Source organism: Methanolobus halotolerans (assembly GCF_004745425.1).
In the GTDB taxonomy this organism is placed as follows: domain Archaea; phylum Halobacteriota; class Methanosarcinia; order Methanosarcinales; family Methanosarcinaceae; genus Methanolobus; species Methanolobus halotolerans.
In genome coordinates this window covers 178,930-194,270 of the sequence record NZ_PGGK01000002.1, presented here as the reverse complement: position 1 = coordinate 194,270, position 15,341 = coordinate 178,930, and the positions used below count along the sequence as shown (strand labels likewise).

The following is a 15,341-nucleotide window of genomic DNA, read 5'->3' as shown; positions in this document are numbered from 1 at the left end:
ATATTGCAAAGAAGTCATAATATAAAAAGTTTCAGGTTCAGGCGGCCCGATAAATTTGATTTCAAAGCAGGACAGTATATAGTAGTCACCATTGATGTAGCTGGAAAGAAGGCCAGCAAACCTTTCAGTCTCTCAAGCAGTCCGACGGAAAAAGACCATATTGAGTTCACAAAAAAGCTGACAGGGCATGAATACTCCAACGCTCTCGATTCCATGAGAGCAGGGGATTCCGCCGGCATAAGCGGGCCATACGGGAAGATGAGCTTTGAGGGAGAATTTGACAGGATAGTTCTCCTGAGCGGGGGCATAGGTATCACACCTATGAGAAGTATCTGCAGGTATTGTACCGACATGGGGCTGGATACCGACGTGGTGCTCATATGCAGTGACAAGACAGAGGAAGATATGGTCTTCTGGAACGAACTGGAAGAAATGATGCACAAAAATCGCAACCTCATGGTATTCCAGACCCTTACAAGAGCTTCTGGAAACTGGAAAGGTTCCAGAGAGAGGATCAATGCAGGCATCATAAAGCACCAGGTTCCGGATTATCTAACAAGACACTTCTTTGTTTGTGGTCCTCCCGGTATGGTGGAATCAATGATGGAAATACTTCATACGATAGATATACCAGAAGAGAAGATAAAAAAGGAATCGATCACAGGATATTAAATTACAATTTTAATCAACTTTATCCATTACAAAAATATATTACAGGAGGATTTGAATGAAAAGGATAGCATGGGGTATAACAGGTTCTGGAGACCTGATCAAGGAAACATATGAGATAATGAAGGATATCAAGAAGAAGACCGATATCGAGATGATGGTCTTCCTTTCAAAGGACGGCGAAGTGGTTATGAAATGGTATCACATGTGGGATAGTATACAGAAGGATTTCCCTAACTTCAAGACCGAAGGCGGCCCGAACTCACCTTTCATCGCCGGTCCTCTTCAGGTTGGATACTACGATGCGCTGATCATAGCACCTGCTACAGCGAACACCGTTGCCAAGATCGTATATGGAATTGCAGATACGCTCGTGACCAATGCTGTATCGCAGACCGCAAAGGGAAAAACACCTGTATATGTCCTGGCAGTTGACAGGGAAAGGGGTAGTGTCAAGACTTATTCTCCAGAAGGAAGGGAAATGGAACTCAAGATGAGGGAAGTTGATATCACCAATACGGAAAAACTTGCACAGATGGAGAACATCACTGTACTGAAAAGTCCGGAGGATATATACGATATAGTTGGAGTAAAACGTACTTAAATGCCTGCAGGATACCTGATAATATACTCAATAGAAAGTATAACCTTCCAGACGATAAATATCCGGAAGTTTATTCAGAGTCATTTCCAGTCCGGGGACTGCCTTTGAAGCGGCAAAAGCCGCGATCATACTGTCCAGTGCATCCCCTTCATGATCGTTCACAGCCAGGTCCCTGATCGCAGGGGTTGTGACGATTCCCTTCTTCTGTATCTCTTCAAGTATGTATTCTCTTGCTTGTTTTTCCCGGAGGGATTTTCCTTTATACGGTATGTAAAGTTCTTCTTTCTTCAAGGTCGAGGCCGGACATATCTCTATGAGCCATGGCTTGTTTCCTGTCGGTCCGTGCATCGGTATCATGCAGGCACTATTTTCTTTCAGCAAGGGTAATAGAACATCACGGATGCCGAAAAAGGTCTGCCTGTATAATCTCAGGTTGTATACACAAAAAGGCGCTTTGACCTCGGTGTCAGTCAGGCGCTTAAGTTCCCTGTTCTGCATGGATGCTTTCATTTCGTTGCGGAAATGTTCGGGAGAAGTGTATCTTTCGGCAAATTCCAATATAAAGGATTTCCAGTCGTCGGCAAACATCAGTTCCCCGGGCAGGCTGAAAGGAAAATCCATCCCGAAAACACTGTCTTTACTGCTGCTGATAAGTGACCTCAGGGCCAGAAGGCATGAATCCCTGTCCTTTTTGTTATCCGGGACTATGTCTCTAACAGGATAACAACTTATGATGCGGAGAATTCCATTTTGAACAACAGCTTCGCTGATCCATATCTTATTACATGCTATCTTTGAACCACTGAAGTCAACACCATAAATCCGGTGCCTGACTCCAGACGGTGTCATGGTAACGACCTTTCAGTTGGGACGCTCGCCACAGATAAATTCAAGGGTCATCTTATGAGCTTCGTCATCTGTGAACTGCTTAGGCGGATGTTTCATGAAATATGCTGAAGGTGAATAGAGGATACCGCCTGTCCCACGGTTCAATGCGAGCTTGCAGCATCTGATAGCATCAATAACCACACCTGCGGAATTCGGTGAATCCTCAACTGAAAGGCGCAACTCCAGATTCATAGGAACATCACCAAAGAGTTTACCTTCTATTCTCAGGAAACATACTTTATTGTCGTTTTGCCATGGAACGTAGTCACTTGGTCCTACATGGATATTATCATCGTCCATCCTCTGGCCAACCACCGACTGTACAGCCTCTGTCTTTGATTCTTTCTTAGAGGCGAGCCTGCTTCTGTTGAGCATGTTAAGGAAATCAGTATTACCGCCGGTGTTGAGCTGGTAGGTTCTCTCTATTTTCACACCTCGTTTGTTAAAGAGATCTGCCAGTGTACGATGGGTGATGGTAGCACCAAGCTGGGCTTTGATATCGTCCCCGATGATCGGTATGCCCTTTTCTTCAAACCGCTTTGCCCATGTGGGATCACTTGCGATAAACACAGGCATATTGTTGATACAGGCGACACCTGCTTCAAGTGCACAATCCATGTAGAAACGTGTTGCTTCTTCGGAGCCTACAGGCAAGTAGTTCAAAAGTATATCCGCGCCGGAATCCTGAAGTTCCCTGACTACTTCCTCTTTTGTTGCTTCAGGCCTATCAGACAGTACAAATGTTCTTTTTTCATCGTAAGTGATCATATGTTCAGAAAAACCATCAAGTACACAGCCCATTTTTACCTTAACGCCACTTATCGGGATATCCGGGCAAAAAACAGTAGTACAGTTAGGCAGTTCGAAAATTGCCTCTGAAACATCTTTACCTACCTTTCTGTCATCGATGTCAAAGGCTGAGACTACTTCTATATCATAGGGCTTGTAACCGCCAATATCCCAGTGCATCAATCCTATAGCATCGTTTTCATTCTTGGATTTGTAATACTCGATACCCTGAATTAGGGAGCTTGCACAATTGCCAATGCCTGCAATTGCTATCCTGATCTTGTCCATTACATTACCTCTGCTAAAATAATAGTTTTCAAAATTCTGGGATTTAATTAAATATAAACTCTTAAATGTGCTATTTTAGATAAAAAGGTTTCTAAATAAAGGAAGAGGTAACCCTTTTCTTAAAATCGGATTATCTCGAAGGAGGTTGTGGCAGGGGCTAACCTTCGTAAGTTATATTAAGCCTTAGTCAGATAGGCAGATACAGTGGGTTTTATTCTTTGGTCCTGCAAAAAAACATGCGGCACTATTAGGTAACTATTATATTTACTCTGTCAGGAGATGTTTAAATGAAAGATGTTCTACATGAAATAGCAGATGAGCTCGACCGGATGGAATCGATAGATGAAGCAATTGCTATGGCAATTGAACTTGAGGAAGAAGGAAGGAAATACTACCTGGAAAAGGCATCTGCCATGGAGCATGCAACCGGTACTAACCTTTACATGTTCCTTGCGGAAGAGGAGAAGAAGCATGCAGAGTACCTCCGGCATTACAGAGAATCCAAGAAAGCACCTGTAGTTGAGTTCAATTATCCCGAGTTCAAGGTCTCATTCAAAGAAGAGTTCTCCGGCAAAACACTTGAAGAGGTCGGAATACTGCTTGCGGCTCTCAGGTTCGAACACAAGAGCGAGTACTTCTATGCTGAGCTGGCAAAGAGATCCACGGATGAAGAACAAAAGAAGTTCTTCGAAAGTATGGAAGATGTCGAGAGAAGTCATTACAGGATTATAGAAGAACTTCTTGAGTATGAGACCCAGTTCAGGATGCAGACATGAAATGGATGTATTTCTATGGACGATTATGAACCATTGAAAGTAGCCGAGGGTATATACTGGGTGGGTGTTGTTGACTGGAACCTGAGAGATTTCCACGGTTATGAGACTCCTAAAGGTGGGAGCTACAATGCGTATCTGGTAGTTGACGAGAAAATAGCGCTCATAGATACGGTAAAAGCTCCTTTTGCAGAAGAGATGATCAAGCGCATAAGCCAGATAGTCGACCTCTCAAAGATAGACTATGTGATCTCCAACCATGTTGAAATGGATCATTCCAGTTCCATATCAAAGATCATGCAGATCGCTCCAAAGGCAAAATTGTTCGCATCATCCAAAGGTAAGGCCGGTCTTTACGAGCATTATAAGGAAGAAGGCTTTGAGGATTGGGACCTGCAGGTCGTCGGCACAGGAGATGAACTGAACCTTGGCAAAAGGACCCTGATGTTCATCGAAGCCACCATGCTTCACTGGCCTGACAGTATGCAGACATATGTCCGGGAAGACAAGATACTGTTCTCCAATGATGCCTTTGGCCAGCATATAGCTACTTCCAAGCGTTTTGATGACGAAGTTGAGGATGTCATGGAGGATGCGGCTATTTATTATGCCAACATATTACTTCCATTTAGTTCTCAGGTGCTTAAGTACGTGGAAAAACTTGGTGAGCTGGGTATAGGTACTGATATAATGATAGCACCTGCCCACGGTGTGATATGGAGGAAAGACCCTGCAGGGGTGATCGGGGCATACAGCAGGTGGGCAAAGGGAGGATCCTCTCAGAAAGTGCTGGTCATTTACGATACCATGTGGGGCAGCACCGAGAAGATGGCAAAGGAAATAGTTGAAGGTGTGCAGTCAGCAGGTGTTGAGGTCAGGTTACGTCATCTGAGAAAAAATGACTGGAGCATGACCATGAAAGAGATCATGGAGTCCTCGGTGATCGCGATCGGATCTCCCACCATGAACAATAAGATGTTCTATACTGTGTCAGGTTTCCTTACTTATATAACAGGACTCCGGCCAAAAGGTAAGAAATTCTTCCTTTTTGGTTCCTATGGCTGGGGAGGAGGAGCAGTCAAGGGTATGGAAAAGGAACTGGGGTCAGCAAGGTTCGACATGCCTGAGGAAAGCCTGCAGGTCAAGTTCAGGCCGTTTGAGGAGGACCTTGAGCAATGCAAGACCGTTGGAATTAAACTTGCAGAACTGGCAAAGCAAGAGGCAAATTATTAAATTCATGTGAACAGTTTAATCTATGTTAGTAAAACAGAAGTGGTAAAAAATGAAATTCGAAGGCGAACTTGAAGCAGAATTCTATGAAAGATCAAAGAAAAACACAGATAAAACGGAATATAAGCTCAACACTGACTGGGATGTGATCACCACGGCGGTCAAGGCTATCTCCAATAATAAAAAACAATACGGAGAATGGTACTGCTTCTGTCAGAAGAGGACCGGGGACAAGGATAAAGATAAGAAGATTATCTGCCCATGTGCCGCAAGGGCAAGGGATATTGCCACTCGTGGTGCCTGCAAGTGCGGACTTTACATCAGCTAATTAGAAAAGCTATATTTTAGCCCGGCAACGGGCACATTTTTTATTGTTCTTTATCTTCCCTCCGGATATATCACTTAAAACCAATTCCTTATCAGCATGAAGGAGAATGATAATGCAGAATGGAACTAAAGAGAAGGATTCTCCGGGCAGCGGCTCCAAACTGTCCGATATATATAAAAATATCAATGTAAGTGAAATAATGTCCGTGGAGCTGTCAGTTTCGGGGAAAACGACACAATCGAATAATTGGATTTGACACTGCGGATAGCCTGATATTCGGAGTGGGTATGATGCCAGGGGCAGGTGTGGAACTTGTAATCATCAATATCGGAAGGGAACGTGTGTTATCAGGGAAGAGATGTTTTCAGCAATTGCCCTGATGGTGGTGATCTCTATAGTATTATCCCCATTTTTACTGTAAAGAACGATACACTACAAGGAAAGCATTATAGACTCCTTGCAGTGACCGGTGCTGCATGGAGTGGGTCATTAACTACTTAAATCATAGCATGAAAGATTAATAGGGGGCGTACCGCGAACTATGATGTATCACGGTCCGGGGTAGTGTGAATGGTAAGGAACGAGACAGAACTTGAAGAGCAAATATCTCTTGAAGACAACTATAATGAAAAGGTACAGCCTGTAAGTACCATACATGGCTTTGAAATGTATACAAGGGCCCTTGAGGAACTTATCAACTATATTCCTGTAATTGCTTTTGTCAGGGAGGCGAAAGAGGGAGGGGCGGTTGAATTCATATCTGAGAAGGTCTCGGAATTCGGGTATTGTGCAAAGGACTTCTATACCGGAAAACTTGCTTATGAGGATATCATAGATCCTGAAGATGCTGCAGGTGCACTACTTGAACTCCAGGAGAATGCCAGGGAAGGAGCCTATGAGTTCTCCCAGACATACAGGATAAGGACCCGGAAAGGACAGGTAAGGTGGGTCGAGGAGAATACCTCAATTTTCAGGAATGAAGAAGGAAGGCCGGTTTACTATACAGGAACACTGAAGGAGATTGAAGAGCAGTGAATATTAACGCTGTTCTGAGGTGAGAGCATATCCCGGGTATTTGCTATCAGTGAGGCTTTTCTGGATATTGTTTTCAAGAACATGAGTATACTTTCTGCCTGTCCCGGCGGATCCATGCTCAATAGTGCCGTATCCCTTGGTAGGGCAGGAGTAGAAGTATCGCTTTTAACCGAGTTTGCAGATGATGATGTGGGTAAAATGATCCTCCGGTTTCTGGATAAAAACCGTGTTTCCACTGAATATGTGTCCATCCATCAAGGCAGGAAGTCTCCTCTGGCACTGGCTTTTCTGAATAGTGAGAATGATGCCAGATATAGCTTTTATGAAGATCTGCCTGAAAAAAGGAATCTTAAAAAGATCAGAGACCCCGGCACCGAAGATATTGTAATGTTCGGTTCGATCCTTGCTCTCTCAAAAGGGGTAAGGTCCGAACTCAGAGAACTGCTCGATGCAGCAAAAAAGGCAGGTGCGGCCATACTATATGATCCCAACTTCAGACCTTCTAGTGTGCGATCACCTGAAGAAACAGAACAGCTGGTTTGCGAGAACATAGGATTCGCCGACATTGTCAGGGCATCTGATGAGGATATGATGAATATCAAAGGGACCCTGAATGCAGATGATGCATATGAATATGTGCGCGACAAAGGTTGTATGTCTCTGATATACACTACCGGTGAAGAAGGTATCTACCTGAGAACATCCGCCCTGTCAAAGTATTACAGGACACCTGATATTCTCACGGTCAGCACTGTCGGTGCCGGGGATAATTTCAATGCAGGTATCATCTACCAGTTCCTCAGGGAAAGCCTCTCGCCCGGGAAAGCCGAGAATATCCCGGAACCTGTCTGGGACCAGATTATCGGGAGGGGTATAGACTTTGCTTCGGAAACCTGCAAAAGGAATGAAAATTATATTTCTGAAGTTTTTGCCGGCAAAATTTAAAAGCGACAGTTACAGTTGATTATATAGACAATCCTTAAGCTTAATGGGGGAGCCCGAGTGGCCGAAGGTTCAGAGAAGATCGAAGAAGTATTCGCAGATGTCGACAGTTCTGAAAAAGGACTAACCGAGGAGCAGGTCCGTGAACGTCTCGATAAATACGGAATGAATGAACTTAAGGAGACAAAGAAGACCACAACAAAGGATGTTTTCGTAAGACAGTTCAAAAATTTTATAATATGGGTACTTATCGCAGCGGCATTCCTTTCTTTGCTGGTTGAGGAGGTCATTAATTTCTGGGTAATAATGGTAATTACCTTCATTGTTGTTATGCTCGGCTTTTTCCAGGAATACCGTGCCGAAAAAGCCATGGAATCCCTTCAGAAGATAGTCCAGCCTGAGACTACAGTGGTCAGAGAGGGCAAGCCACGAAATATCAAGACAAAGGAGATCGTTCCGGGGGACATACTGGTTCTGGAGAGCGGAGATAAAATTTCAGGCGATGCGGTTGTTTTTGAAAGTGTTGCCTTGAGGGTGGACGAATCCGCCCTGACGGGAGAAAGTCATCCGGTAGGTAAAGGCAAATCCGAAAAGATATTTGCAGGTACCCAGGTAGTGCATGGGAAATGCAGGGCGGTGGTCGTCAATACCGGAATGGATACTAAGTTGGGTCAGATAGCAGGCCTTATCCAGGTAAAAAGTGAGGACACCCCTCTTCAGAAAAAGATAGCAAATCTATCACGCAGCCTTGCAATTCTTGCATTGGTTGCTTCGCTCTTCACGCTTGTCCTCGGGCTGGTCGAAGGTGCTCCTCTCGAGGAGATGCTCCTGATTGCTATTGCACTTGCAGTGGGAGCTGTTCCCGAAGGGCTGCCGCTCACCATGACACTGACCCTTGCCTTTGGGATGAGGCAGATGGCGCATCATAAAGCTATTATCAGGAAGATGCTGGCGGTCGAGACCCTTGGTTCGACGGATATCATCTGTACTGACAAGACAGGCACACTCACCAGGAATGAAATGACCGTTGAAAAGATTTTCGTGAATGAAAACATAATTGAGGTCACTGGATCGGGATATGCACCAAAGGGAGAGTTCCTTAAGGACGAACAGCAGTTTGATGTCAAACAGGATCCTACAGTAGAAAGGCTGCTTCAGGCCATAGCTCTGTGTAACAATTCGTCCCTGGAGAAAAGGGGAGATGAATGGGACGTTGTAGGCGATCCGACGGAGATTGCACTCACGGTGGCCGCCGCAAAGGCCGATTTCTGGAAAGACGACCTTGAAGACTCCCAACCTAGAACTGAAGAGGTTACATTCACTTCTGAAAGAAAACAGATGACAACTGTGCATGAAAGAGAAGGCAGTCTGATATCTTTTACAAAAGGTGCTCCTGAAACTGTCCTCGACGGTTGTGACCGTATGGAGATAAGTGGGGAGTCCGTTTCTCTGAATGATGAAAAACGTAAGCATATAATGGATAAGAACATGGAGTTCGCATCCTCTGCTTATCGTGTACTTGGTATTGCATACAGGGAGGATCCGGATATGTCCTCTGAAGATGCAATTGAGCAAAATATGGTATTTCTGGGACTTGTAGCAATGATAGACCCGCCCCGTGAAGAGGTAAAGGAAGCTGTGAGCACAAGTCATAAGGCCGGTATCAAGGTGGTCATGATCACAGGGGACAATCAGGAAACTGCAAAGGCTATAGGTGCCAGTATCGGCCTTTTTGATCACAGGGCGGAATGCGGTATACCCGCGCATGTAAACGTTGCCGATGAAGAGAAGGTCCGGCGAATAATGGAGGATTGCGCGGTCACGGGTCAGGAACTCGACGAACTGGATGACGAGGAGTTCGAAGTGCTGGCCGACCACATCAATATCTATGCAAGGACGATGCCCGAACAGAAGTTAAGAATTGTTAAGACATTGCAGAAAAACGGGCATATCGTTGCTATGACCGGTGATGGTGTCAATGATGCTCCTGCACTGAAGAAGGCTGACATTGGTATTGCTATGGGTATTAAAGGCACGGATGTTTCAAAGGAGTCCAGTGTCATGGTGCTGCAGGATGATAATTTTGCGACCATTGTGGAAGCTGTTAAGAGGGGAAGAGCGATCTATGACAACATCGAGAAATTCACAACCTATCTTATCTCAAGGAACTTTACCGAGGTCATACTAATACTGCTGGGTATCACTCTGCTCGGTTTTGAACTAATTCCCCTGCTGGCTTTGCAGATACTGTTCATTAACATGTTCAGTGAGATCATGCCGTCCATAGGTCTGGGGCTTGACCCGCCGGAAAAAGGTGTAATGGACCGTGCCCCGAGAGATCCGAAGGAGAGTATTCTTAACAGGCGTAATCTTGTAATGATGGTGAGCAATGCTGTTGTAATGGCTTCTGCGGCATTCCTGGTCTTTATATCCAGCAACCCTGCCGAGAACACACAGCTTGCAAGGACACTTACCTTTGCAACTGTGGTCAGCATGATACTGTTCGTACCCTTTGCTTTCAGATCCCTTGAAAAGTCCATATTCAGCAGGGGTTTTTTCACTAACAGGGTAATGCTCGGTGGTGTGGTTGTCAGTTTCCTGCTGACACTGTCTGCAATGTATATCCCGTTCCTCAGTGAAGTATTCGAGCTTGTGCCTCTGAGCCTTCAACAGTGGTTGCTGCCTCTTGGAGTTGCATTTTGCACGATGCTTGCTATAGAGGGTGTCAAGGCCGTAACAAGAGGTGTTAAATGAAAACAGGAAATGCTGGTGGGTTAAAAGTTTATTATATGTTACGATTCAAAAAGGTTACAAAACTTATTAACCCACAACGACAATAGTCAAACAGATGAAAACAGAACCAACCCGGGAGCATCCGGATCCCTACTTTCTTCCGGATGAGGTAACTTTAAAAGTACATGAGGCAATGCAGGAAGACGTGGGTTCTTTGGTATCTCTTTTTAAAATATTGTCTGATCCGGTAAGAATTCACATACTTAAGGCCCTCTGGGTGAGCGATCTATGTGTCTGCGTGCTGGTGGAGATCACCGACTACAAACATTCGGCACTCTCATACCATCTGAAACTGCTCAAGGATGCAAGCCTGGTAGAATCAAAAAGGGAACGCAACTTCCAGATGTACTGCTTAACGGATTTTGGTGAAAGCCTTTTAAGGACGATGGAATCGTCCTTTAGTGAAAATCTGCAGGGCAAGTTATAGTTTCTCAGCTTTCAGCAGGAAGTGCGGTATTCAGTTTTACGTAGGTAACACCTTTCAATGACATGATCCTTTCTGCAATGGATTTGACCTCTTCCCCTTCCCCGTCAAGTATGATAACCTCCAGACAGTTATCATGGTCCAGATGTATGTGGATCGCTGATTTTATAAGATGTGCATAGTCATGCTGTATATCTGTCAGGGCGCTGGAAAGACCCCGCTTTGTATGGTCGTATATCAAGGTGATAGTACCTACTCGCCTGCCTTTCACATCGCTCATCCATTCGTAGTGTGTAATATAGTTCCTTATAGCATCCCTGATGCCCTCTGATCGGGAAGAATAGCCTCTTTTCTCTATAATCGTGTCAAACTTGGTAAGAAGGTTTTCCGGAAGTGATACACCTATACGCATAAGTTCCTGGTCCAATGAGATCACCTTAAATGTTTATCCATGTCGAAATAATAACATTTTGTATGCAATTATAGTACACAAGTTAAGACATAAATAATTATACTATATTAAGCATAAAGCATTAGAACATAAAAAGCCTTATTCGAAGAGTGATGCCGATGAAAAGAGAAGAACTGTATTCCGGTAAAGCAAAGACAATTTACAAGACAGATGATGAAAAGAAGTTCATTGCTCAGTTCAGGGACAGCCTGACAGCATTTGACGGCAAGAAAAAGAGTGAGGCTTCTAAGAAAGGTTACTATAACGCCCAGATCTCCAGAAAACTCTTCGAGATGCTCGAGGAAGAAGGCATAAAGACCCACTATATAGAAATGGTGTCAGACACAGACATGCTTGTGGATGCTGTGGAAATAGTGGCCATTGAGGTAATACCACGTAATATCGCAGCAGGTTCGATCACACGTAAATATCCTATCGAGGAAGGAACTGTTTTTGCGAAGCCTGTTATAGTCCTGGACTACAAGAGCGATGAATACGGCGACCCGATGCTAAACGAAGACATTGCCGTTGCCATGGGAATAGCAACATATGAAGAGATAGCACAGATACGTGAAATGGCACTTAGGATAAATGACATCCTTGTGAAATACCTTGATGAGAAAGGATTCCTTCTCCCCGATTTCAAACTTGAGTTCGGAAGAAAGGGCGGGGAGATCGTGGTAGCTGATGAGATATCATGCGACACCTGCAGGCTCTGGGACAAGAGCACAGGACAGTCCATGGACAAAGACATCTTCCGGTTTGACAAAGGCGATCTCTCCAAGGCATACGAAGAAGTTGCAAGGCGCATAGTGCCTGAGATATTCGAATAAGGACCGAAAAAGGTTCTTATTCTATTTTTACATATAACTTTTGCATATTATACTTATTCTGAGGGGATGCAATGGAAAAATATGATGTAATAGTTATAGGTGCAGGCATAAGCGGCCTGCTGTCAGCCCTGGCATTATCCAAACACGGAAATCGGGTACTGATTCTTGAAAAGAATTCGGTTGTCGGGGGAAATTGCAATAGTTACATGGTCGATGGTTTCCAGGTAGACACCGGTGCCCATGCCATCACACATCTTGGAGTCGGACCTCTGAGAAGGTTGATGGACAACTATTTTGATTATATTCCGATCTTTGAGGATTACGGTCACTATTATGTACGCACCGAAGATTCCTTTATGAAAGTACCATCCAATATCAAAGAGTTCGTTACATTCGATGTGCTTCCGAAAATGGACCGGATAATGGTCACACAGGCTATCACAAAAGCTCTCACGCTCTGCACCTTCGGGATCGATCTCTCAAAACAGTCAGTCTATGATTTCATGCCCGGAAGCCTTTGTAAGGACACATATGACTTCATCGATGCTATATCATATTTCCTTTCTGGAAAAGATATGAAGCATACATCGGCCCAGAGGATCCTGGCAGGTAGCAGTTTTGTCAGGGACAGCGTGCCTCAGGAACAGATGGAAAGTATAATGAAGAACCATGAGAAGCCACAAACCGAACCCGTTCTCAAATCCCTGCTCACTTCTAATCTGCATACGTCCCTGCAGTCAAGAATGGATAAAGTTTCCAGACCTGTTACATCTCTTGGAAGGCTGGCAACCAACCGGGTGAGCTATTCGCAGGGATATCCCCGTAAAGGGCTGAAGGCACTTCTTAATGCCCTGCTTTTCTCCCTGCCCAAAAGTGTTGAGATAAAGACCGAGTGCGAGGTATTCAGTATACTTACTAAGGATGGAAGGGCCATCGGAGTTGAAGCTGATGAAATGTATTATGCAGAGAACATCGTTTACACGGGTTTTGTTACAGACCTGCCGAAAATGATCGATAACCTGCCTGCTTCGTATGTGGATGAACTTAAGGGAATAGTCCATACAAAAAGCCTTACAACCTGGATAGGACTGGACAAATTAATGGAAGAATTCAGTTATATCGGATCAGAAATATGGTTCAAGAACCATCCTTACTGGGCTATGCCCATCAGTAATTACGATGCATCACTTGCACCAAAAGGAAAACAGTTAGTTGGTTTCAGTTTTATCATTGACGATAAAAGCAACGAGGCTTCGAATATAAAGAGGGCATATGAAACGATCTACCATGCTATACCTTCGATTGAAGACCATATTGAGATGAAGCATGAACAGATCACCATTCCAGAAAAAGCGGCTGTCACTATCGATGGTTATTTTGCGGATGTCAGAACACCTGTCAAAAATCTCTATGTTGCCGGTACTGACACTGACAAGCGCAGCATGGGAATCACACGTGCTTCTTATTCTGTCATTGAGCTACTTAAAAAAATGAATGAAGATCGAAATCTTCACCGATAAAAAAACAGGAGTTGAGAAGGTTCACCTTCTCATGACCATCGTCCTCAGGCGGTCTGCAGCGTGTTCCGCCTTGTCAGCAATGTTGCCTATCCCGGTTATAAGCTGGACGAGGTGATATACACCTGCTCCTCCAAGGGCATCTTCTTCCATAAACACTTTTTGAATGAGCTTTTTTTCTACAATATCGACCTGATGTTCCATCTCCTCAACTTCAACTACAAGTGCAAGAGTCTCCTCAACATCTCTTTTGCTGAAAGATGTTTCCAGCAGTTCGCTCAGGGTATCCACAAGTCTCTCGTATATCTCGACAGTCTCGAGAGTTTTTTCCATGAGTTTCAGAAAACCTTCGCGTATGTCTGTGGATGCCTCGAGTCTTCGTAGCGTCAGCCAATAGGATACCTCCTGGGCATCATCGGTTATTGAGTCCTGGGGCTTGAGGAAGCTTAGCAGGTCACTGGCATTCACCGGGAGCATTATGGAAGACGACAGTTCAGACCGGATGGTCTGCTTGATCATATCTGCCTCATGTTCTATATCATCGATCTCATGATTGAGTTGTTCCACTCTTTCCATGTCATCTTCACAATAAGCAAGTACGGATTCACTGAGTTTCCTTACAGCTTCTCCTGCCTTGTTAGCGTGCATTCCCAATGGCTTAAACGGTGATTTTGCAAATATATTCAATACTGAGCGGATATATTCCTTTTTAATCATAATCCAATCCCCAAAAGTCCTACAAATATCAGTGCGGATGTAAATGCTGCAACAGGCACTGTAACTATCCAGGATGCAATTATCTTCCATATCACACTTAAATCAACCGCTGCAAGACCACCTGCAAGCCCTACTCCTATAACAGAGCCAACCAGTGTATGGGTGGTTGAGATGGGTAGGGAACTGTAACTGTGCAGTACCACAACAGAAGCTGTTGCGAATTCGGCTGAGAAACCCCTTGTGGGAGTTAGTTCTGTGATTTTCGTACCGATGGTCTCTATTACACGGTATCCCCATGTAGCAAGGCCAAATACCATTCCGAAACCACCCACCAGCATCACCCAGAGTGGGATACCTGTACCTGCAAGTTCCATCGCCTGAAGTCCTGCATATAGTGGTCCGACGGCATTGGCAACATCATTTGAGCCATGTGCGAACGCGATGTAACATGCGGTCATGATCTGCAGGCCAACGAACTTATTTTCTATCTTATAGGGGTCGTCCGTTTTCTGCAGGATGAAGTGCCTTATAAGTGAGAATATCAGGAAGGCAAGCAAAGCGCCCAGCAGCGGAGATACTAGCCAGCTGCCGACTATTTTTATAAGTACTTCCCATTTGATCTCACTGAACTCGATAATGCCTCTGTAGGCAGCTATCAGGCCAAAGCCAAGAACAGCTCCGACAATTGAATGTGTTGTAGAAACCGGAAGATTATAGAAAGTTGCAAGGGTGATCCAGAAGCCTGCTGCAAGAATCGCTGCCAGCATTCCGATAGCCACCAGATGGCTGTCAAGCAGACTGATAGTATCTATGGGCACTATGCCCTTGGCAATAGTGGATGTTACTTTTTTCCCGAAAAAGACCGCACCTGCGAATTCAAATATTCCTGCTATGATGATAACCTGTTTTATGGAGAGGGCGCCACTACCCACAGACGTTCCCATGGCATTGGCAAGATCGTTTGCGCCAATGTTCCATGCCATATATAAACCTGCAATCAAAAGTAGAATTACTAAAGGATCGAGTAAGACCATTTGTTATTTCCTCTGCATATTTTTGT

Annotated in this window: 17 protein-coding genes; 12 read left to right on the top strand and 5 right to left on the bottom strand. The window is 44.5% G+C overall.

Translation table 11 applies throughout. The features are described from left to right. The first annotated feature begins 3 nt into the window (after positions 1-3). Both CUN85_RS02590 and afpA read left to right on the top strand, forming a co-directional pair. Entirely contained in the window at positions 4-672 is a 669-nt protein-coding gene (locus tag CUN85_RS02590) for a ferredoxin--NADP reductase (RefSeq protein WP_235856159.1), read from the top strand. Between the two features lie 55 nt (positions 673-727). Further along, complete coding sequence (gene afpA / locus CUN85_RS02585; protein WP_135388695.1) at positions 728-1,273, top strand: archaeoflavoprotein AfpA; 546 nt, start codon at positions 728-730, stop codon at positions 1,271-1,273. A gap of 27 nt (positions 1,274-1,300) precedes the next feature. Here afpA and CUN85_RS02580 read toward each other — a convergent pair whose 3' ends face one another. Beyond that, positions 1,301-2,122 carry a hypothetical protein gene (locus CUN85_RS02580; RefSeq protein ID WP_135388693.1) on the bottom strand — a complete coding sequence of 274 codons (822 nt, stop codon included), beginning with the start codon at positions 2,120-2,122 and terminating at the stop codon, positions 1,301-1,303. Positions 2,123-2,134: 12 nt separating this feature from the next. After that, positions 2,135-3,238 (bottom strand): inositol-3-phosphate synthase, encoded by a 1,104-nt coding sequence (locus CUN85_RS02575; protein ID WP_135388691.1) that lies wholly within the window; start codon positions 3,236-3,238, stop codon positions 2,135-2,137. A gap of 287 nt (positions 3,239-3,525) precedes the next feature. On the opposite strand from CUN85_RS02575, the gene CUN85_RS02570 reads away from it, so the two are divergent. From CUN85_RS02570 to CUN85_RS02540, 8 genes are all read left to right on the top strand, one after another. Then, on the top strand, positions 3,526-4,014 hold the full coding sequence (locus tag CUN85_RS02570) for a ferritin family protein (RefSeq protein ID WP_135388689.1): 489 nt from the start codon (positions 3,526-3,528) through the stop codon (positions 4,012-4,014). A 15-nt stretch (positions 4,015-4,029) separates the two neighbouring features. Then, the gene (locus tag CUN85_RS02565; protein ID WP_135388688.1) at positions 4,030-5,244 is read left to right on the top strand and encodes an FprA family A-type flavoprotein; all 1,215 of its coding nucleotides are present in this window, start codon (positions 4,030-4,032) and stop codon (positions 5,242-5,244) included. A gap of 49 nt (positions 5,245-5,293) precedes the next feature. Then, complete coding sequence (locus tag CUN85_RS02560; protein ID WP_135388686.1) at positions 5,294-5,569, top strand: ferredoxin-thioredoxin reductase catalytic domain-containing protein; 276 nt, start codon at positions 5,294-5,296, stop codon at positions 5,567-5,569. A gap of 112 nt (positions 5,570-5,681) precedes the next feature. Beyond that, positions 5,682-5,825 carry a hypothetical protein gene (locus CUN85_RS12910; protein ID WP_167848766.1) on the top strand — a complete coding sequence of 48 codons (144 nt, stop codon included), beginning with the start codon at positions 5,682-5,684 and terminating at the stop codon, positions 5,823-5,825. Positions 5,826-6,139: 314 nt separating this feature from the next. Further along, the gene (locus CUN85_RS02555) at positions 6,140-6,604 is read left to right on the top strand and encodes a PAS domain-containing protein (protein ID WP_135388684.1); all 465 of its coding nucleotides are present in this window, start codon (positions 6,140-6,142) and stop codon (positions 6,602-6,604) included. Positions 6,605-6,685: 81 nt separating this feature from the next. After that, positions 6,686-7,549 carry a carbohydrate kinase family protein gene (locus tag CUN85_RS02550; protein ID WP_135388682.1) on the top strand — a complete coding sequence of 288 codons (864 nt, stop codon included), beginning with the start codon at positions 6,686-6,688 and terminating at the stop codon, positions 7,547-7,549. Positions 7,550-7,606: 57 nt separating this feature from the next. Then, positions 7,607-10,300, top strand: a complete 2,694-nt coding sequence (locus tag CUN85_RS02545; RefSeq protein WP_135388680.1) for a cation-translocating P-type ATPase — start codon at positions 7,607-7,609, stop codon at positions 10,298-10,300. Positions 10,301-10,394: 94 nt separating this feature from the next. Further along, a complete protein-coding gene (locus CUN85_RS02540) occupies positions 10,395-10,766 on the top strand; it encodes an ArsR/SmtB family transcription factor (RefSeq protein WP_135388678.1) in 372 nt (123 codons plus the stop codon). A 4-nt stretch (positions 10,767-10,770) separates the two neighbouring features. Here the strand turns inward: CUN85_RS02540 and nikR are convergent, their stop codons facing one another. After that, positions 10,771-11,190 carry a nickel-responsive transcriptional regulator NikR gene (nikR, locus tag CUN85_RS02535; protein ID WP_135388676.1) on the bottom strand — a complete coding sequence of 140 codons (420 nt, stop codon included), beginning with the start codon at positions 11,188-11,190 and terminating at the stop codon, positions 10,771-10,773. A 143-nt stretch (positions 11,191-11,333) separates the two neighbouring features. Here nikR and purC point away from each other — a divergent pair, with 143 nt between their 5' ends. Both purC and CUN85_RS02525 read left to right on the top strand, forming a co-directional pair. Beyond that, on the top strand, positions 11,334-12,047 hold the full coding sequence (gene purC, locus CUN85_RS02530) for a phosphoribosylaminoimidazolesuccinocarboxamide synthase (protein WP_135388674.1): 714 nt from the start codon (positions 11,334-11,336) through the stop codon (positions 12,045-12,047). 71 nt (positions 12,048-12,118) lie between these two features. Next, on the top strand, positions 12,119-13,567 hold the full coding sequence (locus tag CUN85_RS02525) for a phytoene desaturase family protein (RefSeq protein ID WP_135388672.1): 1,449 nt from the start codon (positions 12,119-12,121) through the stop codon (positions 13,565-13,567). A 21-nt stretch (positions 13,568-13,588) separates the two neighbouring features. Here CUN85_RS02525 and CUN85_RS02520 read toward each other — a convergent pair whose 3' ends face one another. Both CUN85_RS02520 and CUN85_RS02515 read right to left on the bottom strand, forming a co-directional pair. Continuing rightward, positions 13,589-14,281 (bottom strand): TIGR00153 family protein, encoded by a 693-nt coding sequence (locus CUN85_RS02520; RefSeq protein ID WP_135388670.1) that lies wholly within the window; start codon positions 14,279-14,281, stop codon positions 13,589-13,591. Next, positions 14,278-15,264 carry an inorganic phosphate transporter gene (locus CUN85_RS02515; protein ID WP_235856158.1) on the bottom strand — a complete coding sequence of 329 codons (987 nt, stop codon included), beginning with the start codon at positions 15,262-15,264 and terminating at the stop codon, positions 14,278-14,280. The genes CUN85_RS02520 and CUN85_RS02515 overlap by 4 nt, the downstream gene beginning before the upstream one ends. Positions 15,265-15,341 lie beyond the last annotated feature (77 nt).